We start from the raw sequence: 21,684 nt of genomic DNA, 5'->3' as shown, positions 1-21,684 counted from the left end.
CGTCAATTCTCCCGCGCAAGCGCGCTTTCGTGCCAGCGGCGCAGCGACAGCCAGGCGACGACCGATGTGAGGGCGAAGATGGCGACGCCGGTTGCCGAGAGGAGGACCAGCGCTGCGAAGAGCCGGGGAATGTTGAGGCGGTACTGCGCTTCCAGCAGCCGGAAGGCGAGGCCCGAACCGGCGCCGGCCGACCCCGCCGCGAACTCCGCGACGACCGCTGCGATCAGCGACAGACCGCCGCCGATCTTCAGCCCCGTCATGAAATACGGCAGGGCGGCCGGCAGTTTCAGAAGGCGCAGCTGCTGCCAGCGGCTCGCGCCATAGAGATCGTAGAGATTGAGGAGGTTGTGATCGACGCTTTTCAGGCCCTGCACCATGTTGGACAGGATGGGGAAGAAGGCGACGAGGAAGGCGCAGATCATGATCGCGGCCTGCGTCGAGGAGACGTAGACGAGGATCAACGGCGCGATCGCGACGATCGGCGTGACCTGCAGGATGACGGCATAGGGATAAAGCGCGAGCTCCACCCATTTCGACTGGACGAGCAGAACCGCGAGCAAGGTGCCGCCGATGAGCGCGAGGATCAGCGCCGAGAACGTGATGCGCAGCGTAACGAGCAGAGCCGGATAAAGCGTACCCCAGTCCTTGACCAACGTCTGCGCGACGAGGCTCGGCGCCGGCAGGATGTAGGGCGGCACGGCGTTGACGCGGACGTAGACCTCCCAGGCCAGAAGCGTAAGCCCCAGCATGACGGCGGGAACCACGACCCGCAGCAGCCGGCTTCGGCCGAGGCCGGGCGTTTCGTCGGAGGATGCGGGCTCGATCGCCATGTCCATCTCAGGCGTCCTCGCCGGCGGGTGCCGCGATGGCGTGCACGAGCGCCCGCGACACCGTGCGGCAGAGATCGGCATAGGTGTCGGACGCGCGGAAGCCCTCGTCCTTCTCGCGACCTTCGGGGCGCGGCAGCATCATATCCGCGACGACCCGGCCGGGCCGGGCGCCCATGACCGCGATGCGGCTGGAGAGATAGGCAGCCTCAAAAACGGAATGCGTGACGAACACCACGGTCAGATCCTTCTCGCTCCAGAGACGCAGCACATCGTCGTTCAGTTTCTGCCGGGTGATCTCGTCGAGCGCTCCGAAGGGCTCGTCCATCAGGAGGAGCTTCGGGTCGGTCACGAGCGCCCGGGCGATCGACACCCGCATGCGCATGCCGCCCGAGAGCTCCCTCGGATAGGCCCTGGCGAAATCCTTGAGGCCCACGGTTTCCAGCGCCCCCATCACGCGGTCGCGGACCTCGCCCTTGCCCATGCCCTTCAGGCGAAGCGGAAGATAGGCGTTCTCGAACACCGGCTTCCACGGCATCAGCGTCGGCTCCTGAAACACGAAGCCGATATCGGCATCCGGCCGCCCGTCCCGCCCGATCCGCGAGGCCGGCCAGTCGACCATGCCCTGCGAGGCACGCCCGAGCCCCGCGATGATCCGCAGCGCGGTCGACTTGCCGCAGCCGGACGCCCCGAGAAGGCTGACGAACTCGCCCTTGCGGATGTCCATCGTCATGCGCGAGAGCGCGATCGTGCCGTTGGAAAAGCGCTTGGTGACGTCGCGGAGCGACACCACGCTGCGGGGCGATGCCGGGACCGGCACCGCCTCGGCGCCGTCCGGCGTGCCGGAGGAAACGGCCTGCATCATCGGCTCAGGATTTCTTCAGGTCCATGCCCACCTTCTTGCATGTGAACTGCAGCGTGTAGGACTTCGCAATGTCGAGGTCCTTCTTGACGACGTCGATCGCGGCCATCTTGTCATAGAAGGCCTTGTAGTGCGCATCCGACATGCATCCGATTCCACCTTCCTTCGCATCGCCGGATTCCAGAACGTCGAATTCCTTCATCTTGGCAAGCGAGAAGGCCAGCTGCTCGTCGGTCATCTCCGGATTGTCGGTCTTGATCAGGGCGTTGGCGGCCTTGTTGTCACCATAGATGTAATTGTACCAGCCGATGGCCGTCGCATCGACGAAGCGCTGGACGAGGTCCGGGTTCTTTTCCACCAGCGCCGTCTGCGTCTCGATCGTCGTGGAATAGGGATCGTAGCCGGCATCCGCGAGCAGGAAGACCTTCGGCTTGAAGCCGGCCTGCCGCTCGATCTCGAACGGCTCTGACGTGATGTAGCCCTGCTGGGCGGAGCCCTTGTCGGCGAGGAAGGGGCCGGGATTGAACTGGTAGGGCTTGAACTGCTCGTCCGAGAAGCCCTTGAAGTTGGCCTTCATCCAGGTGAAGTAGGTGGTGAAACCTTCCTTGCCCATGAAGATCGTCTTGGCCTTGGCCAGGTCCTCGAAGCTCTCGATGCCGGCATCGGGATGCGCGAGAATGCCCTGCGGATCCTTCTGAAAGATGGCGGCGACCGTCACCAGCGGAATGCCCTGCGCCACGGCGTCAAACGAGCCGAGCGTGCCGCCCATGTAGAAATCGATCTGCCCGGCGATCAGAAGATTGCGATTGGCAGCCTGCGGCCCGCCCTGCCGTATGGACACGTCGAGCCCGTATTTCGCATAGGTGCCGTCGGCAACGGCCTGATAATAGCCGCCGTGCTCGGCCTGCGCGAGCCAGTTCGTGCCGAAGGTCACCTTATCGGCCGAGAGCGCCGGCGTGGCGGCGAAAACGGCCAGGGAGAGAAGGAATGCAGAGACGGGCAGGTTCGGCATGGGCAGAGATCCTTCGGGGGGACGGGAGTGGCGGAATAAGTTGAGCTGATGAAAGGAGTGGTAATCGTCTTTCTAATGTGTACTGTATCAGCGGAATGCGATGATACTAAAAGAGGCATGCACAATTGCAAGGCATTTTTTCGGAAATCTCCACATCCTCATCCACGATGAAACCAGCGCATCGTCCGGTCCCCGTTTCGGGCATCGCGCCGCCTTTCGCGGCCTACAGCCATGGGGTCGAGGTGGCGCCCGGCGCACGGCTCGTCTTCTGCTCCGGGCAGCTGGGTCTCGGCGCCGACGACACGGTGCCGGCCGATTGCGAGGGGCAGGCGGAGATCTGCTTTGCCAATGTGAAGGCAATCCTCGAAGGGGTCGGCATGAGCCTTGCCCATGTCGTGCGGATCAATGCCTATGTGACCGGCCGTGAACACATGGCGCCCTATATGCGCGTGCGCGACCGGCTGTTTGCCGGACATCCCCCGGCATCGACCCTGATGATCGTCAGCGGCTTCACACGCGCGGAGTTCGTGGTGGAGATCGAGGTCGTCGCCGCGGCGATCGAGACGCCTTTGGCAGAAGAGGAGCCGAGATCATGACCGGTCAGCGCAAGATTTGGTGGGGCGATTTCGCGACCACGGACTTTCAAGATATCGGTCCCATGGAAACGATCGCGCTCCTGCCCATCGCGGCAACGGAGCAGCACGGCCCCCATCTCGGCTGCGGCACGGACGCGACGATCGCCCGCGGCATGCTGAAGACGATGATCCCGCTCCTGCCCGGAGACCTCGACCTGCGCATCCTGCCGATCCAGTCGGTCGGAAAATCGAACGAACACCTGCACGCGCCGGGCACGCTGACCATACCGGCAACCGTGCTCATCGACCATTGGATCGCCCTTGGTCAGTCGGTCGCCCGCGCCGGCATTCGCAAGCTGGTGATCGTCAATTCCCATGGTGGCAACGAGGAGGTCATGGGCATCGTCGCGCGGGAGCTCCGGGTGACCGAGGGCATGCTGGTCGCGAAAACCTCGTGGTCCCGTTTCGGCAAACCGGACGGGCTGTTCTCGGATGTGGAAAACCGCTTCGGCATTCACGGCGGCGATGCCGAGACGTCCCTGATCCTGCACTTCCGGCCGCACGCCGTCGATATGGAGAAGGCCGAGGATTTTCCCTCCGTCGTCGCTCGGGACGAGGAGACTTTCGCGCTGCTGCGTGCCACCGGCACCCACGCCTATGCCTGGATCGCCAGCGATCTCAACCCCGGCGGCGCGGTCGGCGAGGCGGCGCAGGCGACGATGGAGAAAGGCAAGGCCCTGGCCGAGCATCAGGCGCGCGGCCTGGTCACGCTTCTCAACGACATGCGGAAGGCGCCATTGCCGGGCGCGCGATAATCGAGGCACGTCCTGTCGAAAACGAAAGACACCGGCGGGGATCGCTCCCGGCCGGCGTCTTGCATTGCATCTGTGCGATTGTTCGCGCTGCGATCAGTCGCGGGCGATGCCGAGCTTGTCGATGGTCGACATCAGGAGATCGGCGCAAGCCTTTGCGGGCTCGTCGTCGGCGCATTTCAGATCGATCTTCACCTCGTCCGTCTCCACGCGGTAATGCGCGGCCTTCGAGGGCGGCGGCGGCGGGCGATGACCCTCGGGGCCGCGCGGGCCCTTGTCGCCCTTCCGGGCCTCTTCCGGACCACGCGGTCCACCCGGCGGGGGCGGGGGCGGCGGGGTCATGGCATCGGTTGCAGCGGGCGGTGCCGGCGGCGGCGGAGGTGTCTCCTGGGCGACCGCTGCGCCTGCAGCGAGCGACAGGGAAAGACCGGCGAGAAGAAGAAGGCGCTTCATAGGAAATCCTATTGTTGAGTGGCCCCCATCAACGCCTCTTTCGCAGCTTTGTTCATGTACCATACGCTGATTTAGGCATGATTTTCCGACGCGCTGCCGCCGCCGGTCCGCTGCGTCGCGCGGGCCGGCGGCAAGAGCGTCACGCCTGCAAAGCGCGCTCGAACACCCGCGTCAGGCGCTCCGCAAAGGCACGGGGGTCGGCCGGCTTGTCGCCATCGAGCACGCGCGCCTGATCGAGAAGGAGGAGGGCGGCATCCTCCTTCAACGCAGTTCCGTCCGCCTTGGCGGCAATCGCCTTGACCAGCGGATGCGCCGGGTTGATCTCGAGAATCGGCTTTGCCGAAAGCTCCAGCCGGCCGGCACCCTGCAGGATCTTTTCCATCTGCCGGTCATAGCCACCCTCGGCGGCAACGAGGCAGACGGCACTTTCCGTCAGGCGGTCGGAGGCACGAACGTCGGAAACCTCGCCCGCGAGCTTCTCCTTGGCGTAGGCGATGAAGGTCGCGACGTCGGCGGAGGGCGCGCTGTCCTGTTCGGCCTCGCCCTCCGGCTTGGCGAACTGGGCGAGATCGGCGGCACCCTGCGTGATCGACTTGAAGGCCTTGCCCTCGAACTCGCCGGCCGTCATGACCCAGAAGCTGTCGATCTGATCCGTCAGAAGCAGAACCTCAATCCCGCGCGCGCGGAAACCTTCCAGCTGCGGCGACGCCTTCAGCTGTTCGACACTGTTGCCGGTGAGATAATAGATCGCCGACTGCTCCGGCTTGGCGTCTTCGACATACTGCTTGAGCGAGCGGCTCTCCGCGCCGCCTGCCGTCGTCTTGAAGCAGGCCAGCGACAGAAGCTGCGTGCGCCGTTCGCCATCCTCGTAGATGCCTTCCTTCAGCACCGCGCCGAAATTCTCCCACACCTTCGCAAAAGCCTCGGCGTCATTCTCCGCCAGCTTCTCGATGGCCGTGATGATGCGGCTCGTCACGCCCTTGCGGATGGCCGAGAGGATCGGGCTTTCCTGGATCATCTCGCGCGAGACGTTCAGCGGAAGGTCGGCGGTATCGACGAGACCGCGGACGAAGCGGAGATAGCGCGGCAGCACGTCGGCTTCATCGGTGATGAAGATGCGCTTCACGTAGAGCTTCATCCGGCCCTTGCGGTCCGGATCGAACATATCGAACGGCTGCGCTCCCGGAATATAGGCAAGCGTCGTATATTCGTGGCGTCCTTCGGCACGGAAATGCACGGTCAGGGCCGGTTCGTCGTACTGGCCAGACAGGCTGCGATAGAAATCGGCGTGATCTTCCTTGGAGACCTCGTTCTTCGCGCGCGTCCAGAGCGCCGTGCCGTCCGTCAGCGGCACAGGCTCGGCACCGGGCTTCTCCACAATGGCGATCGGCACCGGCACGTGGCCGGACTGCTCCTTGACGATCCGCTCGACGGACCAGCGCGCGGCATAGCTCTTGGCGTCTTCCATCAGGTTGAGCGTGATGCGCGTCCCGCGCGCCGGGGCATCCGCGAGGTGGACCGGGCTGACGGTATAGGCGCCCTGCCCGTCCGACGACCAGAGCCAGGCCTCTTCCGAACCGGCACGCCGCGAGACCACATCCACCCGGTCCGCGACCATGAAGCAGGAATAGAAACCGACGCCGAACTGGCCGATCAGTTGTGCGCCCTCGCCCGCCTTATTAGCCTCGATCCGCTCCATGAAGGCACGCGTGCCGGAGCGTGCGATCGTGCCCAGCGCTTCGATCAGCTCCTCGCGGCTCATGCCGATACCGTTGTCCTCGACGACGAGGCGACGATTGTCCTCGTCGAGCGTCAGCGTGATCCGGCTGTCGGCATCGCTGCCCAGAAGGTTCGGCGCGGCGATCGCCTCGAAACGCAGCTTCTCGCAGGCGTCGGCCGCGTTCGAGATCAGCTCGCGCAGGAACACGTCCTTGTCCGAATAGACCGAGTGCACCATCATGTGCAGCAGACGCGACACGTCGGCTTCGAAAACATGGCTCTCGGCGGGGCGGTCCGCATCAAGGTTCGTCATCTGTCGTCTTCTCCGTCATGGTCGAATGTCGAACGACCAGTTGGCGAAGATTTCGTGCGGATTCAAGAGGCTCGGGGCGGTCCCTGTCAAGTTGTCGGGGAAAAAACATGCGGACGTTGCCCCGGGGCGGATACCCCGGGACGCCGTTCCATCATCGGCCGGCAGGATGCCTTACGGCCGCAGCGCCTCTTCGCCAGCGGCAGGAGCGCCGGCACCCTGGTCGGGCGCAGGGCCCGTACCCGGTGCCGGACCATCCTCAGGGCCGTCTGCAGGGCCGGGAGCGCCATCGGCGACAGGGCCTGCGGCCGGGCCGGGACCAACATCGGATCGGGCATCGGATCGGGCATCGGGCCCGCCCTTCGGGCCGCCTTTCGGCCCCTTCGGGCCATCGGGACCGGGACGCGGTCCGAGGCCGTGATGCGGCGGCTTGCCCGCCGGGCCGAGCGCTTCGATCTTGCCGTCGGGATGGACGAGGAAGCTCGCATGCAGGAAGCCGTCATCGAAGCGGCCCTGAATGCTGATCTCCTCGTTGACCGTCACGAGCTTGCCGTCCTCGCCGGAGGGGCCGGTCTCGACCAGAGCGCGGCCGCTGGCATCCTGAAGGACGAACTTGTTGCCGAAGACCTCGGCCACCTTGCCCTTGATGGTGACGAGGTCGCCATCCGGCAGGGTGGCGATGGCGACGGGCGCCATCGGCGCCATCTCGACGCTCGGCTTGGCGAGCTTCATCGCACCGGCGCCGCCGGCGACGCCGAGGGCGAGCAGGGCAATGGCCGCGACGCCGGTAAACGCCAGCCGCGACGGGCGCCTGCGGTGGGGCGGCGCGGGGCGGTCCGTTGCGACATGCGGGACGGCCTGTTCTGCGCCGGTGTGGGTTTCTTCGTTGGACATCGTGTTCTCCTGTCGTGTTGACCGGACCTTTCTAGCAAGACCCTGCCACCGGCAGCCTGAACCCCGCGGTTCAGTTTGCGTTAAGCCGCCGCGCCCTATGTCATCCTCCACGATCAGCGGGAAACGGCATGCCATGAGAGTTCTTCTAGTCGAGGACGACGCCGATCTCTCCCGGCGCATCGCCACCAGCCTGCGTGCGGAAAGCTTCGTCGTCGACATCGCCACCAATGGGGAGGATGCGGAACATGCCGGCCTCACCGAGATCTTCGACGTCGCCGTGCTCGATCTCGGCCTGCCTCGCAAGGACGGCATCTCCGTGCTCAAGGCCTGGCGGGAAGCGGAGCGGCTCTTCCCGGTCATGATCCTGACGGCGCGCGACGGGTGGCCGGACAAGGTCGCCGGCTTCAAGGCCGGTGCCGACGACTTCATGACCAAACCGTTCAAGGTGGAGGAACTCGTCCTGCGCCTGCGCGCGCTCGTGCGCCGCGCCACGGGCCACGCCGCGTCGCTCGTCACCTGCGGTCCGCTCGTGTTCGACGCGCAGCTCGGCACCTTCGAGCTGGAGGGCCTGCCGCTGAAACTGACGGCGCTCGAATGGCGCGTGCTCTCCTGCCTGATCCTGCGCAGGGAGGTGATCGTCGATCGTCGCGAGCTGATCGAGCGGGTCTATGAGGGCGACGCGGAGGTCGATTCCAACTCGATCGAGGTCATCATCGCGCGGCTGCGCCGCAAGATCGGCGCGGAGCGGATCGAGACGGTTCGCGGCCGGGGCTACATGCTGACGGCCGCGCCATGAAGCTCCTCGCCCTCCCGTCGCGATCGACCATCTCCGCCCGGCTCCTGATCTTCTCGACGCTGTTCGTCACGGCAGCCGTGATCGTCGCCGCCGTCATCCTCTGGCTGATCGTGGCCGGCGTCGTGCGCGAGCAGATCGACCAGCGGCTCGACACCCAGATCGACGCGCTGCGCGGCACGCTGGTGGTCCAACCGGATGGTTCGCTGGCGCTCGGCGCCGCGCTCGATGGCCCGCCGTTCGACCGCATCGGCTCCGGCTGGTACTGGCAGGTGACGGGAGACGGCGCGCCGATCACCTCCTTGTCCCTCGGCCGCCGCACGATCGAAAGCCCGCCGCGCCCGATGCCCGGCCGGCATCGGGCCGGCGCGGGCGATCCGCAGACACGGGCCGAGGCTGCCGACGATGGCGGCAGGGATCTGCACATCCGCACGGTCGAGACCCGCATCGGCGACCGAACGCTCGACATCTCCGCGACGGCGCCGCAGGCGGCGCTGAACGATCCGGCACGGCGGGCCCTCCTCTGGCTGGTGCCGGCCATGGCGGTTCTCGGGATCAGCCTCGTCCTCGGCACCCTGCTGCAGGTGCGCTACGGTCTGCGCCCCTTGAAGAGGCTCACGCGGGATATTGCCGACGTCGCGGAAGGGTCGCGCGAAACGCTGCCCGACGCCCAGGCCGAAGAGCTGCGGCCGGTGGCAGGTGAGATCAACCGGCTCATCGCCACGAACGTCCAGCGCCTCGCCGACACCCGGTTGCACTTCGCCAACCTCGCCCACGGCCTGAAGACGCCCGTGGCAAGCCTGTCGCTCGCGCTCGACGATCGCAACGACCCGGACGGCGAGATGCGCCGGCTGGTGGAGCGGATCGACGAGCGCATTCGCCATCATCTCGCGCGCGCTCGCAAGACGATGTCCGGCGCAGGCATGGGGGCCGCGACCGACCTTCATGCGAGCCTTGCCGATCTCGTGCAGATCCTTTCGCGCATCCATGCAGACCGGGGGTTGGCCATCGACTGCGCCGTCCACGCCGACATCGCGGTCGCCTGCGCGGCCGACGATCTCGACGAGATTCTCGGCAACCTGATCGACAATGCCTGCAAATGGGCCCGAACCGCCGTCGGCATTACGGCAGTCGTCGAAGGCCGCACGGTCGTTATCAGCATCGAGGATGACGGGCCGGGGATCGCCGAGGACCGGATCGCCAACGCGTTTCTGCCCGGAACGCGCATGGACGAGACCGTTCAGGGCGACGGGTTCGGGCTGACGATCGCGCGTGAGGTCGCCGAACTCTACGGCGGCAGCATCGTCCTGGCCAACCGCCCCGCAGGTGGCCTGACGGTCCGCCTCACCCTGCCCCGCGCCACGGCACAGACAGCGGCGGCGATACCGCGCGCAGATCGTGCCGACGGCTGACGCAGGAGCGCCGTCCGGATACCGCCCGCCGCGTGGAACTTCGCCCGCAACTGCCCGTTAACGCGCATATCGAACCGAAGGAGTGACCATGGCAAACCAGAACAATATTTCCCCGGCTGTACGGTCTTTGCAGAACGAGCAGGGCGACCGCGAGCGTCGCGGCACGGAAAGCGATCTCGACAAGGCGCTGGAAGATACGTTCCCCGCCTCGGATCCGGTTGCCGTTTCCTCCACCACCGGCGACACCGGCAAAAGCCGCTTCCGCAACCGCCCGTCCGCCTCGTCCGACGTGAAGGGTTCGATCGACGGCTATCTGGCCGACATCGAAGGCCGCATTCGCGAGAAGCCGCTTGCCGCCGCCGCCATCGTTGCCGGACTGGCCTGGCTCTACGGCCGTACGCGCTGAACTTAAAGTCCGGTAAGACATTGCACAGGCAGGCTCAGGCCTGCCTGTTTCGTTTCGGGATATCCCGGGGTCCGGAAAGATCGGCGAAGCCGACGCGGTTTCGGCCTTCGCGCTTGGCCTGATAGAGCGCAGAGTCCGCCTCGGAAACCAGGCGATGGACGCCATCGAGCGGCCGTCCGGCCATGTGGGACACACCGATACTTGTGGTCAGCGCGATCCGCCCGCCCTCCTCGCTGCGCACGTCCAGCGCCATGATCTCCGCGCGGATGCGCTCGGCGATCCCGGCGAGAGCTGCACGACCCTGCCCGGACAGGACGGCCACGAATTCTTCCCCGCCATAGCGGCCGACGCGAACCCCGGCGTCCTCCTCGAACCGCTGCAGGGCGGCAGCCACCGCCACGAGACAGGCATCGCCGGCATGATGGCCATAGGTATCGTTGATCGCCTTGAAGTGGTCGAGGTCAATCATCATCACGCCGACATCCGGACCGCCGGCTGTCGCGGCCTGGAACGCGGCATCCAGAACAGCCTGCAGCGAGCGGCGGTTGGCAAGGCCCGTCAGTCCGTCGCGGTCGGAGAGGATCTTCAGGAGCGTGTTGGTGCGTGAGAGATCGCTCGACAGCGCGCCATAGGCTTCAACCGCACCGGCGATGGTTGCGAGCTCATGGAAGACCGGCGTCCGCGGTGCGTCGCCCTCGGCATTGCCGCTGCCGATCGCTTCGAGCCGCGCCACCGCCGCGCCGATCGGCGCCATGACATGGCGGCTGACCACCCAAAGCGTCACGACGAGAAACAACACCGGCAGCGTGAGGATCAGCGTCCAGCCGAGCTTGACCTCGCGCGCGGCACTGCCGATGGTGGAGGCCATGCTGTCGGCCAGCGCCACCGCGTCCGTTGCCAGCGTCTCGCTCAGACGGTCGGCCGTGCGGATGGCATGCTGGTAGGCCTCAGCACTCGCCGCGTCCGTATTCTTGATCTGCGTTGCGGTCTCCGCCGTCATCTCGGCATCGCCCAGATCGCGCAGCTTCCGGGCAGCCTCGCGGGTCGACACGATCACCTTGACGGAGGCGGCGATATCGCGCGCGCCGGCGATCAGCGTCTGGTTTTCATCGAGCGTAAAACTCTGGCAGAGCGTTTGCAGCTGCAGCTGGATCTGTCGCTCGATCTTGCGGTCATGGGCAAGGTAGACCGACCGGATGAGCGATGCGGCCCGTTCGATCTTCAGCGCGTTCCGGTTCTGGGACAGGATGAGCGGAATCTGCTCGTCGCGGGCCGTCTGCGCGTCCCGCTCGATCCCGTTCAGAAACCGCACGGAGTAGGTTGCGGCAATCCCGGCATAAAGGCAGACCAGCAGCAGGGCGACCCTGCCGACGATCCGCATCGAAATGCCATGCCGGGGTTTACGCAGAAAGGTCATGGATCAATAGATACTGAAGGGGAAGTAGATGTCGTTGATCCGCTCGTAGCTGCCGTCGAGACGGGTTTTCTTGATGGCCGCGTTGACCTGCTCCAGCAGTGCCGTATCGCTCTTGCGCGCCGTCACATGCGCCGTGCTCTGGAGAAAATCGTTGGTGACGGGATCGCCGATGAACTCGAAGGCGGACCCTTCGGCGCTTTCGAGAAAGCTCATCAGTTCGATCGCATCGCCAAGCATCAGATCCGCCTTGCCCTGCTCGAGAAATGACTGGGCTTGCGGCTGGTCCTCGCCGAAGACGAGCGTGCTCTTGGCATAGACCTTGGACAGATATTGCGATTGCATCGTCCCCTTTCCCGCCGTGATGCGCGCGCCGGCAAGGCCCTCCGGGCTGATGTCCTGATACTTCTTCGCATCGCCGATGAACACGGCATGCGAGCGGTAGTAGGGATCGGAATAGGCGATGCGCTTCGCCCGCTCCTCGGTGAAGGCCATGCTGGAGACCATGAGGTCGTATTTGTTCTGCTCCAGCCCCTCGATGATCTCCGCCCAGGGCGTGACGACGAAGGTGCAGGTCCGCTGCATCTCCTTGCAGAGTGCCTTGGCGATATCGACGTCGAAACCGGCGAGTTCGCCCTTCTCGTTGATGAAGTTGAACGGGGGATACGCCCCCTCCGTGCCGATCCGCAGGACCGGATCCTCCGCCAGCGTCGGACTGGCGGAGACGAGCGTCAGAAGGAGCGCTGCAAGCGTGCGTCTGGATATCATGGTGGATCTCCGGTTTCGGAGCGCATGATGGCCGAGGGCTGTTAACGGCGGGTCCAGAAATTAGGTAAACTTATTCTTACTCTCATCGATTTGAGGGGTATTCGATCGGAACACGCAACGGCAACGGGCGCTTAGCTATAGTCGATACCGGTCGCGTGGGCCGCCGTAAGCATGCCCTTGTAGATGCCCTCTTCCGAACCGGCGATCACGACGGCGCCGACGGCACGCTTGTAGAAACCGGTCGGTCCCGCGCCGCCGATGACGCCATAGCCGTAGCCCTGATCGTACATGGCCAGCAAGGTCTTCAGAAGCAGCGCGTGACCGATACCCTTGCCGCGCATGGCCTCGTCCACACCGGTCGGCCCGAAGAATCCGCGTGCGGTCGCGTCGTAGCAGGCAAAGCCGACGACCTCGCCTTGTCTGACGGCGACGAGCAGCGAGACCGGCTGTCGCATCATCGCCACGGTCGCCTCGCTGACCCAACCCTGCCCGAAGCGCGGGCCGATCCAGGCCGCAATCGTATGCAGCTCCGGCGGCAGGGCGCGGCGGATGACGACGCCTTCGGTGGCCACCTTTTCATCCAGTGCCGCATCCGGCTTCAGGTCGTAAAGGTTGACGAGCATGTCCATGGCAGAATTCCCTATCCCTTGACCGCGCCGGCGGTGAGACCGGCCACGATGCGCCGCTGGAAGATCAGAACGACGATGATCAGCGGCAGTGTAACGGTGACCGAAGCGGCCATGATCTGGCCGAACGGATATTCATAGCGCGTCGTGCCCCCGATGAGGCCGATCGCGACCGGAACGGTCTTATTCTCGTCCGTCAGCATGAAGGTGAGCGCGAACAGGAACTCGTTCCAGGCGAGAATGAAGGCGAGAATACCGGTGCTGGCCAGAGACGGCCCCATCAGCGGCAGCAGGATCCGGGTGAGAATCCGGAAATGCGAGCACCCGTCGATCAGCGCCGCCTCCTCCAGCTCCCGCGGAAACTCGCGAATGAAGGTCGTGAGGATCCAGGTGGTGAAGGGAACGGTGGAGAGCAGGTAGGTGACGATCAGCGCACTCGGGCGATTGTAGAGTCCGAGCGCGTTGATGAGCTCGAACATGCCGGAGAGGACCGCGACTTGCGGGAAGATCGAGATCATCAGGATCGCCATGAGCACGAGCCGCTTCTGCGGAAACTCCAGGCGGCCGAGAGCGTAGGCCGAGACGATGCCGAGCGCGAGCGACACGACCGTCGTGCCCGTTGCCACGAAGACAGAATTGAGGAGCGAACCCATGAAGACCGGGTTGTCGAACAGCTGACGGTAATAGCTAAAGTTCAGCGCCGGCAGGAAAGCGGTCGTGTAGAGCTCCGCCCCCTGCTTGGTGGAGGAGACGATCGCCCAATAGTAGGGAAACAGCGTGTAGGCGAGGACGAGAAGGATGAGCACGCCGAGAGCGCCCTTCCGGACCCGCCGCCGCAGGCGGTAATGCGCCGACGACCGGCGCTTGATGCGAAGGGGCGCAGCGGTGGAAGCCGTCGTGGCCATGTTCATTCTCCCGCCGACCGATCGAGGCGCAGCGCGCCAATAAGGATGATGGCGACCAGAGCGACCAGCAGGAACACCCATGTGGAGGCCGCCGAACCGACGCCCAGTTCCTGAAAGCTGATCAACCGGTCCCGCGCATAGATCGACACCGTCATGACGTTCTGGTTGCTGGCGGCGAGCACATAGGCGAGGTCGAACATGCGGATCGCATCGAGCGACCGGAAGAGCACGGCAACGCCGATGGCCGGTTTCAGCAAGGGCAGCGTGATCGACCAGAACCGTTTCCATGCGGGGATGCCGTCGACCTCGGCCGCCTCCATCATCTCGCCGGGAATCGTCTGGAGGCCGGCGAGGATCAGGAGCACCATGAAGGGCGTCGTCATCCAGACGTCGATGAAGATCACCACACCCATGATCAGCGAACTGCTGGCCGTCCAGGCGATGCCGTGGTCGATCAGCCCGAGGGAGATCAGGATGCGGTTGAAGACGCCAAACTGATCGTTCAGCATCCATTCCCAAATCTTGGTGGCGACGACGACGGGGATCGCCCAGGGAACGAGGATCGCCGCGCGCAGAAGTCCGCGCCCGGGAATCGCCTCGTTGAGCAGCAGGGCGATGCCGAGACCGAGCAGCGTCTCGATCGCTACCGAAATGACGGCGAAGGTCAGCGTATTGCGGACCGCCGACCACCAGGCGGGATCGTTGATGACCTCGATGAAATTCGAAATGCCGACCATGCCGTACACGGTGGGATCGTCGAGATAGGCATCCGTGAAGCTGAAGAAGAACGTGCGGCCGAGCGGCCAGACCGCAACCATCAGCATGACGACAACCAGCGGCGTCAGGAACAGCCACGCCGTCCTGTGCTCCCGGCGGGCGAGCTTAGCGCTCATGGCGCAATCCCCCCTCGGCTGGAACGCCTTCGTGCACCGCGCTCGAAGATCGGTGGGCGATCCTCTGGCCCTCCCCATCGAAGACGAAGATGTCGGCATCCGCAAAGGAAAGCCCGACCGGCTGATTGCGTCGCTCGGCGGGGGGACGGCCGGCGACGCGCACGACCCAGATCGTCTCGTCGGACAGGCGGATATAGGCGAAATGCTCGTGGCCGAGGTCCTCGACGCGCTCCAGAATGCCGTCCATCCGGCCGGCGCCAGCCGCAACGATCGTCAGCGCTTCGGGCCGAACGCCGATGGAGGCGGGCGGACTGCCATCGGCCAGAAGGCCGGGCGGCAAGGCGAACCCGTTTGTCCCGGAGCCTGCTGCCAAGTTGGCGAAATTCATTCGGGGACTGCCGATGAAGCCCGCGACGAAGCGGTTGACCGGTGTTTGGTAGAGTTCCAGCGGTGTACCGACCTGCTCGATGGAGCCCTGGTTGAGCACGACGATCCGGTCGGCAAGCGTCATCGCCTCGGCCTGATCGTGGGTCACGTAGACCATGGTGGTCTTGATGTCCTCGTGCAGGCGCGCGATTTCGATGCGCATTTCCATTCGGAGGTCGGAATCGAGGTTGGACAGCGGCTCGTCGAAGAGGAAGATTTCCGGCTCGCGTACGAGCGCCCGGCCGATCGCCACGCGCTGGCGCTGACCACCGGAGAGTTCCCGCGGACGTCGCGCGAGCAGGTGATCGACCTTCAGCATCCGGGCGACCGTCTCGACCTTGCGGCGGATCGCATCCTTGCCGAGGCGCATGGTTTCCAGTGCGAAGCCGATGTTTCGCTCGACGCTCATATGGGGATAGAGCGCATAGGACTGGAAGACGAAAGCGACGCCGCGTTTGGACGCGGGCACGTCCGTGACCTCCTCGCCATCGATGAGCACCTGACCGCTGGTGGCGGGAACGAGGCCGGCGACGATGCGCAGCAGAGTCGATTTCCCGCAGCCCGAGGGGCCGACGAACACCACGAACTCGCCGTCCGCGATGTGAAGATCGACGCCGCGGATGACGGCGTGCGTGCCGTACGCTTTGGTGACGGAGGAAAGGGCGATGGATGCCATGGCAGATCCGATCAGGAAGACAAGAGAACGCCGCCGCACCTGCGGCGCGGCCGGTGCGTGGTCATGCGGAAAGGGGAGGATGAGACGAGAGAGCGTCCCGAAGCCACATCGCGCCGCCGTTTCCGACCCTTCACGGGACGGAAACGGCGGACAGCCTTGGGAGGGCTCAGCGACTTTCTTTCAGCTTCTCCAGCCGGGCGGCCAGATCCTTGAGGCCGCTCTCGACCTCCTTGCTGCCCGACAGCATGTCGTGGACGCTGCGGTAGAAGGCCTGCGACACGCGGTTGTAGCTGGTGCCGGTATAGCCGGACGGGCGGCTGGCGCTGTCGGCGAAGGCCTGCTGGTTGTCCTTGAGGAAGGGGATCTTCGCCAGCACGTCGGGATCGGTATAGAGGGCCGTGATGGACGGGTTGAAGGCGGCATCGACGGCGCGCATCTTCTGCATTTCCGGCCCCGTGATGAAATCGACGAAGTTCGCCGCGACATCCGGCTTGGTCGAAAACTTGGAGACGCCGTAATACATCGGGCCGAGGCAGCCGGACGATTTCTCGCCGGCCTTGCCGACCGGAAGCGGCATCATGCCGACCTTGTCGATGACGGCGCTGCCCTTGGTCTGCGACGTGCCCCAGACATAGGGCCAGTTGCGGTGGAAGACAGCGTTGCCGGACTCGAAGACGGCGCGCGAGGCTTCCTCGTCGTAGTTGAGCACGCCTTCGGGGCTGATCGTGCCGATCCAGCTTTTCGCGAGCGTCAGAGCGCCGACAGCGGCGGGATTGTCGATCGTGACCTTGCCGTCGTCGGAAATGATGTTGCCGCCGCCGCTGGAGCTGATCAGCTCGATCGCGTCGCAGGTCAGACCTTCAAAGCTCTTGGCCTGCCAGGCATAGCCCCACATGTCGGCCTTGCCGTCGGCGCGTTCCTTGTCCTGGATCTCCTTGGCGGTGGCCGTCAGCTCTTCCCAGGTCTTGGGTGCGGGCTTGCCGTATTTTTCGAGGAGATCCTTCCGGTAGAACATCAGGCCGACGTCCATATAGGCCGGCATGGCGACCAGCTTGCCGTCGAGCTTGGCGGCGTTCAGCGTCGAGGCGAAGTGCTGGTCCTGATCGGCCTTGGGCACGAGCGTGGAGATGTCGAGCAGGTTGTTCTTGAACATGCCGAGCCAGATCACGTCGAGGAAGAGAACGTCGACATCGGTGGATTTGGCGGCGAGCAGCTGCTGGTAGAGCGGGATCGCGTCATCCAGAAGCGCCGGCATCTTGTTGATCTTCGCTTCGTTCCCGGTCTTCTCCTTCCAGGCGGCGGCGGCCTTGGTGCAGAGCTCGAACTCGGTCGATGCGCAGAAGACCGACACGGTTTCGGCGTGTGCCGCGCCGGCGCCCAGAAGGGCGAGAAGCGGAAGGCTGAAGGCAAGCTTTCGATTGAACATGACGGTCGTTCCCCTGTTCGATTTTTTCCTCTGACGGCGTCTTCGTTTTGATTTTTTCGGCCGTTGATGACGATTGGACTGGATATGACCAGTTATGTCAATCGCCCTTCAATTTTATATTTCAGGCTTGTGACAAGATCTGTAATGATGGCACGAGCAGGAAAGGAATCCGGTTGGGCGACGGTGCGGCAGCAGACATCTTTGTGGACGGGACGCACAGCGCACACGTCGATGCGCCGCTTGCCACCGTGGTGCGTCACGACGATCCGCGGCCGCTTCACCAGCAGGTGAAGGAGGCGCTGCTGCGCGCCATCGAAGACGGGCGCCTGCCGCACAACGGAAAGCTGCCGTCCGAGCGCAAGCTCGTCGAATCCTTCGGCGTCAGCCGCATCACGGTGCGCCACGCGATCCAGGACCTGATCCGCCAGGGCATGGTGAAAAGCCAGCCGGGCAAGGGCCTCTACGTCACGCTGCGCCCGCGCGGCTATGAGCTGCAGGTGCTGGAGAGCTTCACGGCGACCGCCCTTTCCACCAACCGGCAGCCGGGCAGCATGCTGGTGGAGGTGCAGGCCTACAGGCCGGCCGCCGACATCACCCGGCCCCTGTTCCTGCCGGAAGGGGCCGAGGTGGTCATCCTCAAGCGGATCCGGATGATCGACGGCGTGCCCGTCGCCATCCAGACGGACTGGCTGCCGGCATCCCAGGTGCCGGGACTGGCCGATCTCGACTGGACCGGGGCCAACCGCTCGCTCTATGCCGAACTGCGCGATCGCTACCACATCCAGCCCGGTCGCGGCCATACGACGCTCAGCGCCCGCATCGCTACGCCGTGGGAGGCCGAACGTCTGGAGCTCGCCCATCCGGCTGCGGTTCTCACCGTCGACCAAATCGTGTTCGATCGCCGCAACCGGCCGATCAATATGACGACGCTCGTCCACCACCCCGAGCGATATCCGCTGACGCTGACGCAGTCATAGCGCGCGCTTTCCGGGGGTCGCTCCTGAGGACGAACTGCGGTAGAAGCCGGCCGTTGCACCGGAAGCGCTCGTGGAAACCACTCTCTATCTGCCCGTGAAGACATTTCTGGAAAGCTTCGGCTTCGAGGTCAAAGGCGAGGTCGCGAGCTGCGATCTCGTCGGCGTGCGCGCGGGCGAGCCCGACATCGTCGTCGTCTGCGAGCTGAAGCTGACCTTCAATCTGGAGCTGATCCTGCAGGCCGTGGACCGGGCGAGCCTCTGCGACGAGGTCTGGATCGCCGCGCGGGTGTCGGCGAAGGGACGCGGGCGCGAGGCGGACAAGCGCTATCGCGACCTCTGCCGCAGGCTCGGCATCGGCATGCTGGGCGTTGCGGATACCGGCGCCGTCAGCGTCATCGTCAGCGCCGTCTCACCCATGCCGCGCACAAACCCGAAGCGCCGGGCGCGCCTCGTCAAGGAACACCGCGCGCGCCAGGGCGACCCGACCGCCGGTGGCGGCGCGCGCGCACCGATCATGACCGCCTACCGCCAGCAGGCGCTTCTCTGCGCCGCCGCGATCAGGGCAGGCCGGGTGCGCCCTGTGGAGATGCGGCCGAAGGCGCCCAAGGCGGCTGCGATCTTGCAGGACAATGTCTATGGCTGGTTCGAACGCGTCGAACGCGGGGTCTACCGCCTGACCGAAACCGGCATGAAGGCGCTGGAGCGCTGGCCGCAGATCGACGACGCGGCGGAGGCATGACCGCTGGCTCGTACCGGCCGAAAACTGTCATAAAACGGTGATAGACGATCAGCGACAGCACAGGGGGAGAGACCATGACGACCATCCGCACGATCGAGCAGCTTGCCGACATTTATGACGGCGTCTCGGAGGCGTCCACGGCGAAAGTCACCTCGGCCCTGACGCCGGGATACCGGGCGATGATCGAGGCTTCGCCGTTTCTGGCGCTTGCGACCATCGGGCCGGAGGGCATGGATTGCTCACCACGCGGCGATGCGGCCAGCATCGTGCGCGTGCGCGACGAGAAGACGGTGCTCCTGCCGGACTGGCGCGGCAACAACCGCATCGATTCGCTGCGAAACATCGTCCGCGATCCGCGGGTCGCCCTCATGCTGCTCGTCCCGGGCTCCAACACGACGATGCGGATCAACGGCGCGGCGACGGTCTCGATCGAGCCCGACCTGCTCGAAAGCTTCGAGATGGACGGCAAGCACCCGCGCAGCGTCATCGTGGTCGAGATCCGCGAGGTCTATTTCCAGTGCGCCCGCGCGCTCATCCGCTCCGAACTCTGGAACCCCGCCCGCTTCCAAGACCCGGCCACTCTGCCAACGGCCGGGGAACTGCTGAAGCAGGCAAAGGCGAGCTTCGATAAGGAAACCTACGATCGCGAATGGGCGGACCGCGCCGCCCGGACGATGTGGTAGCGCGCCTCAGAGCGACCGCGTAATGCCGCCATCCACGCGGATGCTCTGCCCGGTAATGTAGCCCGCGCCAGCGGAGGCCAGGAACGAGACCGTGGCCGAGATCTCCTCGCTCCTGCCGTAGCGGCCCATGGGAACGCGATCGCGAAACGCATCCTTCTCCGGCAGGCTGTCGATGAAGCCGGGGAGCACATTGTTCATCCGCACGTTGTCGGCGGCGAACTGGTCGGCGAACAGCTTGGTGTAAGCGGCCAGACCCGCGCGGAAGACAGACGAGGTCGGGAAGACAGGATCGGGCTCGACCGCACTGAAACTCGAAATATTGATGATGACGCCGGCTTTCTGCGCGCGCATGATCGGTGCGACCAGCCGCACCGGGCGCACCACATTCATGAAATAGACGTCCATGCCGCGCACCCAGTCCTCGTCTGTGATGTCGGCGACGGGCGCACGGGGTCCGTGGCCGGCGCTGTTGACGAGAACATCGATGCGGCCCCAGCGCGCCATGGTGCGATCGACCAGCGTCTTCAAATCCTCGTTCGACTGGTTGGAGCCGGTCACGCCCAGACCGCCGAGCTCTTCCGCCAGCGCCTCGCCCTTGCCGGACGACGAGAGGATCGCGACCTTGAAGCCGTCGGCGGAAAGCCTTCGGGCGGCATCCGCGCCCATGCCGCTTCCACCGGCGGTGATGATGGCGATCTTGTCTGTCATGGCGTCTGCCTTTCGCGTGCCGGGATGATGGGAGATTTATGCCACCGCCCGCGACGGGAGCGAAGCGGTTTTTCCGGCGATCGGCGTGGCGCCGACATGCGAACGGCGGCCGTGCGGCCGCCATTCGGTTCGTGCTTCGGATCAGGCCGGCTGGAGGCGGGCCCGCCCGGCGAAGACGATGACGACCACGCCGAGAAGGGCGGAAATGCTGGTAAACCCGAAGACCGCAGCCGCGCCGTGGGTGTCGACAAGCAGTCCGCCGAGCACGGCACCGCTCGAAATCGCGATCTGGAACGTGCTGAGCATCAGGGCGCCCGCACTTTCGGCCTCGTCGCCGGCGGCACGCGTCACATAGCTCTGGACGCTGACCGGCAGGGCACCGAAGGCAAAGCCCCAGAGCGCTGTGGTGACGGCTGCGATCGCCGGCGAGGCCCCGAGGAGTGCCAGAACCAGCGCCGTCGCGGCGACGCCGCCGGCGGCAAGCGCGATCGAGAGCGACGTGTTGCGCTCCGAGACAAAGCCACCGAAGATATTGCCGAGGAAGCCGCCGATGCCATAAGCGAGCAGGATGCCCGAGAGGGCCTCCACGCCGAAGCCGGGCACGGTTTCGAGATAGTAGCGGATGAAGGTGAACCCGGCAAAGTGACCGGCCACCACGAGAAGCACGGTCAGCAGACCGACGCGGATGGCCGGCCGGCGCAGGACGCCGAGCAGCGTCGAGAGGCCCGCGGCACCCTTTGACGGCATGGCGGGAAGGCTTGTGGCCTGCATGACGAAGGCGACGATGCCGAGGGCGGCGGCGATGCCGAAGGCCGTGCGCCAGCCATAGGCCTCGCCGATCCAGGCGCCGAGGGGCGCGGCGCAGACGGTGGCGAGCGACACGCCCGTCATGATGATCGCCATGGCGCGCGGCATCAGGCGACCGGGGACGAGCCGCATGGCGAGCGCCAGCGACATGGCCCAGAAGCCGCCGAGGCCGATGCCGAGCAGCGCGCGCGACAGAAGCAGCATGGGAAGACCGCTGGCAAAGGCAGCCATGAGGCTCGACACGACGAGAAGGGCCGTCAGCACCAGAAGCGTCGCGCGACGGTCCCACCGGCTGGTTCCGATCACGACGGCGGGGCCGGCAATCGCCCCGACGATGGCCGTCATGGTCACGGATTGTCCGGCCGCGCCGACACTGACGCCGAGATCCTGCGACATGGGCGTCAGCAGGCTTGCCGGCAGGAACTCGGCCGTTACCAGGGCGAAAACGCCGAGAGACAGCGATGCGACACCGGCCCATGCCGCCGTTTTGACGTCGTCGGGTGCCGGCACCTGGGCGACGTCGTCGTCGATGAGCGTGTTCATAAGCAGGTTCTCCAATAC

General features: G+C 65.4%; 22 protein-coding genes and 1 pseudogene. 8 read left to right on the top strand and 15 right to left on the bottom strand.

What is annotated here, in order from left to right:
* Positions 1 to 2: 2 nt before the first annotated feature.
* Genes LRX75_RS01090 through LRX75_RS01080 form a run of 3 tightly spaced genes read right to left on the bottom strand, consistent with a single transcriptional unit; the run spans position 3 to position 2,701 of the window.
* Positions 3 to 836 carry an ABC transporter permease gene (locus tag LRX75_RS01090; RefSeq protein WP_420851123.1) on the bottom strand — a complete coding sequence of 278 codons (834 nt, stop codon included), beginning with the start codon at positions 834 to 836 and terminating at the stop codon, positions 3 to 5.
* A 1-nt stretch (position 837) separates the two neighbouring features.
* Positions 838 to 1,692, bottom strand: a complete 855-nt coding sequence (locus LRX75_RS01085) for an ABC transporter ATP-binding protein (RefSeq protein WP_231811362.1) — start codon at positions 1,690 to 1,692, stop codon at positions 838 to 840.
* Positions 1,693 to 1,696: 4 nt separating this feature from the next.
* On the bottom strand, positions 1,697 to 2,701 hold the full coding sequence (locus LRX75_RS01080) for an ABC transporter substrate-binding protein (protein WP_231811361.1): 1,005 nt from the start codon (positions 2,699 to 2,701) through the stop codon (positions 1,697 to 1,699).
* 167 nt (positions 2,702 to 2,868) lie between these two features.
* On the opposite strand from LRX75_RS01080, the gene LRX75_RS01075 reads away from it, so the two are divergent.
* Positions 2,869 to 3,297: a RidA family protein gene (locus LRX75_RS01075; RefSeq protein WP_231811360.1), complete on the top strand. Its 429-nt coding sequence runs from the start codon at positions 2,869 to 2,871 to the stop codon at positions 3,295 to 3,297.
* Entirely contained in the window at positions 3,294 to 4,091 is a 798-nt protein-coding gene (locus LRX75_RS01070; protein ID WP_269456012.1) for a creatininase family protein, read from the top strand. The genes LRX75_RS01075 and LRX75_RS01070 overlap by 4 nt, the downstream gene beginning before the upstream one ends.
* A 93-nt stretch (positions 4,092 to 4,184) precedes the next feature.
* Here the strand turns inward: LRX75_RS01070 and LRX75_RS01065 are convergent, their stop codons facing one another.
* From LRX75_RS01065 to LRX75_RS01055, 3 genes and pseudogenes are all read right to left on the bottom strand, one after another.
* Positions 4,185 to 4,541: a hypothetical protein gene (locus tag LRX75_RS01065; RefSeq protein WP_231811359.1), complete on the bottom strand. Its 357-nt coding sequence runs from the start codon at positions 4,539 to 4,541 to the stop codon at positions 4,185 to 4,187.
* A 139-nt stretch (positions 4,542 to 4,680) separates the two neighbouring features.
* On the bottom strand, positions 4,681 to 6,573 hold the full coding sequence (htpG, locus tag LRX75_RS01060; RefSeq protein ID WP_231811358.1) for a molecular chaperone HtpG: 1,893 nt from the start codon (positions 6,571 to 6,573) through the stop codon (positions 4,681 to 4,683).
* 417 nt (positions 6,574 to 6,990) lie between these two features.
* A pseudogene (locus LRX75_RS01055) lies at positions 6,991 to 7,464 on the bottom strand (hypothetical protein); the annotation flags it as partial.
* Between the two features lie 133 nt (positions 7,465 to 7,597).
* On the opposite strand from LRX75_RS01055, the gene LRX75_RS01050 reads away from it, so the two are divergent.
* The 3 genes from LRX75_RS01050 to LRX75_RS01040 all read left to right on the top strand — a co-directional run bounded on the left by LRX75_RS01050 (position 7,598) and on the right by LRX75_RS01040 (position 10,075).
* Positions 7,598 to 8,260, top strand: coding sequence for a response regulator transcription factor (locus LRX75_RS01050; protein WP_231811357.1), 663 nt, complete (start codon positions 7,598 to 7,600; stop codon positions 8,258 to 8,260).
* Entirely contained in the window at positions 8,257 to 9,669 is a 1,413-nt protein-coding gene (locus tag LRX75_RS01045; RefSeq protein ID WP_231811356.1) for a sensor histidine kinase, read from the top strand. The genes LRX75_RS01050 and LRX75_RS01045 overlap by 4 nt, the downstream gene beginning before the upstream one ends.
* 88 nt (positions 9,670 to 9,757) lie before the next feature.
* Positions 9,758 to 10,075, top strand: a complete 318-nt coding sequence (locus tag LRX75_RS01040) for a hypothetical protein (RefSeq protein WP_231811355.1) — start codon at positions 9,758 to 9,760, stop codon at positions 10,073 to 10,075.
* A 34-nt stretch (positions 10,076 to 10,109) separates the two neighbouring features.
* On the opposite strand, the gene LRX75_RS01035 is transcribed toward LRX75_RS01040, so the two are convergent.
* From LRX75_RS01035 to LRX75_RS01005, 7 genes are all read right to left on the bottom strand, one after another.
* A complete protein-coding gene (locus LRX75_RS01035) occupies positions 10,110 to 11,492 on the bottom strand; it encodes a GGDEF domain-containing protein (RefSeq protein WP_231811354.1) in 1,383 nt (460 codons plus the stop codon).
* A gap of 3 nt (positions 11,493 to 11,495) precedes the next feature.
* On the bottom strand, positions 11,496 to 12,257 hold the full coding sequence (locus LRX75_RS01030; RefSeq protein ID WP_231811353.1) for a transporter substrate-binding domain-containing protein: 762 nt from the start codon (positions 12,255 to 12,257) through the stop codon (positions 11,496 to 11,498).
* 131 nt (positions 12,258 to 12,388) lie between these two features.
* A complete protein-coding gene (locus LRX75_RS01025; protein WP_231811352.1) occupies positions 12,389 to 12,886 on the bottom strand; it encodes a GNAT family N-acetyltransferase in 498 nt (165 codons plus the stop codon).
* 11 nt (positions 12,887 to 12,897) lie between these two features.
* Positions 12,898 to 13,788, bottom strand: coding sequence for a carbohydrate ABC transporter permease (locus LRX75_RS01020; RefSeq protein WP_231811351.1), 891 nt, complete (start codon positions 13,786 to 13,788; stop codon positions 12,898 to 12,900).
* 2 nt (positions 13,789 to 13,790) lie between these two features.
* A complete protein-coding gene (locus tag LRX75_RS01015) occupies positions 13,791 to 14,681 on the bottom strand; it encodes a carbohydrate ABC transporter permease (RefSeq protein WP_231811350.1) in 891 nt (296 codons plus the stop codon).
* Positions 14,671 to 15,783, bottom strand: coding sequence for an ABC transporter ATP-binding protein (locus tag LRX75_RS01010; RefSeq protein WP_231811349.1), 1,113 nt, complete (start codon positions 15,781 to 15,783; stop codon positions 14,671 to 14,673). Before LRX75_RS01010 ends, LRX75_RS01015 begins: the two co-directional genes overlap by 11 nt.
* A gap of 166 nt (positions 15,784 to 15,949) precedes the next feature.
* Complete coding sequence (locus tag LRX75_RS01005; RefSeq protein ID WP_231811348.1) at positions 15,950 to 17,209, bottom strand: ABC transporter substrate-binding protein; 1,260 nt, start codon at positions 17,207 to 17,209, stop codon at positions 15,950 to 15,952.
* A 173-nt stretch (positions 17,210 to 17,382) separates the two neighbouring features.
* On the opposite strand from LRX75_RS01005, the gene LRX75_RS01000 reads away from it, so the two are divergent.
* The 3 genes from LRX75_RS01000 (at position 17,383) to LRX75_RS00990 (ending at position 19,608) form a co-directional block, all read left to right on the top strand.
* Positions 17,383 to 18,186: a GntR family transcriptional regulator gene (locus LRX75_RS01000; protein WP_231811347.1), complete on the top strand. Its 804-nt coding sequence runs from the start codon at positions 17,383 to 17,385 to the stop codon at positions 18,184 to 18,186.
* A 70-nt stretch (positions 18,187 to 18,256) separates the two neighbouring features.
* Positions 18,257 to 18,925 carry a DUF2161 domain-containing phosphodiesterase gene (locus tag LRX75_RS00995; protein WP_231811346.1) on the top strand — a complete coding sequence of 223 codons (669 nt, stop codon included), beginning with the start codon at positions 18,257 to 18,259 and terminating at the stop codon, positions 18,923 to 18,925.
* A 74-nt stretch (positions 18,926 to 18,999) separates the two neighbouring features.
* Positions 19,000 to 19,608, top strand: a complete 609-nt coding sequence (locus LRX75_RS00990) for a pyridoxamine 5'-phosphate oxidase family protein (protein ID WP_231811345.1) — start codon at positions 19,000 to 19,002, stop codon at positions 19,606 to 19,608.
* A 6-nt stretch (positions 19,609 to 19,614) separates the two neighbouring features.
* Here the strand turns inward: LRX75_RS00990 and LRX75_RS00985 are convergent, their stop codons facing one another.
* Positions 19,615 to 20,316 (bottom strand): SDR family oxidoreductase, encoded by a 702-nt coding sequence (locus LRX75_RS00985; RefSeq protein ID WP_231811344.1) that lies wholly within the window; start codon positions 20,314 to 20,316, stop codon positions 19,615 to 19,617.
* Between the two features lie 141 nt (positions 20,317 to 20,457).
* Positions 20,458 to 21,666: an MFS transporter gene (locus tag LRX75_RS00980; RefSeq protein WP_231811343.1), complete on the bottom strand. Its 1,209-nt coding sequence runs from the start codon at positions 21,664 to 21,666 to the stop codon at positions 20,458 to 20,460.
* Positions 21,667 to 21,684: the final 18 nt, after the last annotated feature.

The sequence above is a fragment of the Rhizobium quercicola genome, assembly GCF_021168455.1.
Lineage (GTDB): Bacteria > Pseudomonadota > Alphaproteobacteria > Rhizobiales > Rhizobiaceae > Ferranicluibacter > Ferranicluibacter quercicola.
The sequence above is the reverse complement of the archived record's forward strand: the minus strand, read 5'-3'. Positions and strand labels throughout refer to the sequence as shown.

Coding starts and splice junctions, on each gene's coding strand:
- LRX75_RS01090 (WP_420851123.1), bottom strand. CDS start 836: ATGGACATGGCGATCGAGCCCGCATCCTCCGACGAAACGCCCGGCCTC.
- LRX75_RS01085 (WP_231811362.1), bottom strand. CDS start 1,692: ATGATGCAGGCCGTTTCCTCCGGCACGCCGGACGGCGCCGAGGCGGTG.
- LRX75_RS01080 (WP_231811361.1), bottom strand. CDS start 2,701: ATGCCGAACCTGCCCGTCTCTGCATTCCTTCTCTCCCTGGCCGTTTTC.
- LRX75_RS01075 (WP_231811360.1), top strand. CDS start 2,869: ATGAAACCAGCGCATCGTCCGGTCCCCGTTTCGGGCATCGCGCCGCCT.
- LRX75_RS01070 (WP_269456012.1), top strand. CDS start 3,294: ATGACCGGTCAGCGCAAGATTTGGTGGGGCGATTTCGCGACCACGGAC.
- LRX75_RS01065 (WP_231811359.1), bottom strand. CDS start 4,541: ATGAAGCGCCTTCTTCTTCTCGCCGGTCTTTCCCTGTCGCTCGCTGCA.
- htpG (WP_231811358.1), bottom strand. CDS start 6,573: ATGACGAACCTTGATGCGGACCGCCCCGCCGAGAGCCATGTTTTCGAA.
- LRX75_RS01050 (WP_231811357.1), top strand. CDS start 7,598: ATGAGAGTTCTTCTAGTCGAGGACGACGCCGATCTCTCCCGGCGCATC.
- LRX75_RS01045 (WP_231811356.1), top strand. CDS start 8,257: ATGAAGCTCCTCGCCCTCCCGTCGCGATCGACCATCTCCGCCCGGCTC.
- LRX75_RS01040 (WP_231811355.1), top strand. CDS start 9,758: ATGGCAAACCAGAACAATATTTCCCCGGCTGTACGGTCTTTGCAGAAC.
- LRX75_RS01035 (WP_231811354.1), bottom strand. CDS start 11,492: ATGACCTTTCTGCGTAAACCCCGGCATGGCATTTCGATGCGGATCGTC.
- LRX75_RS01030 (WP_231811353.1), bottom strand. CDS start 12,257: ATGATATCCAGACGCACGCTTGCAGCGCTCCTTCTGACGCTCGTCTCC.
- LRX75_RS01025 (WP_231811352.1), bottom strand. CDS start 12,886: ATGGACATGCTCGTCAACCTTTACGACCTGAAGCCGGATGCGGCACTG.
- LRX75_RS01020 (WP_231811351.1), bottom strand. CDS start 13,788: ATGGCCACGACGGCTTCCACCGCTGCGCCCCTTCGCATCAAGCGCCGG.
- LRX75_RS01015 (WP_231811350.1), bottom strand. CDS start 14,681: ATGAGCGCTAAGCTCGCCCGCCGGGAGCACAGGACGGCGTGGCTGTTC.
- LRX75_RS01010 (WP_231811349.1), bottom strand. CDS start 15,783: ATGGCATCCATCGCCCTTTCCTCCGTCACCAAAGCGTACGGCACGCAC.
- LRX75_RS01005 (WP_231811348.1), bottom strand. CDS start 17,209: ATGTTCAATCGAAAGCTTGCCTTCAGCCTTCCGCTTCTCGCCCTTCTG.
- LRX75_RS00990 (WP_231811345.1), top strand. CDS start 19,000: ATGACGACCATCCGCACGATCGAGCAGCTTGCCGACATTTATGACGGC.
- LRX75_RS00985 (WP_231811344.1), bottom strand. CDS start 20,316: ATGACAGACAAGATCGCCATCATCACCGCCGGTGGAAGCGGCATGGGC.
- LRX75_RS00980 (WP_231811343.1), bottom strand. CDS start 21,666: ATGAACACGCTCATCGACGACGACGTCGCCCAGGTGCCGGCACCCGAC.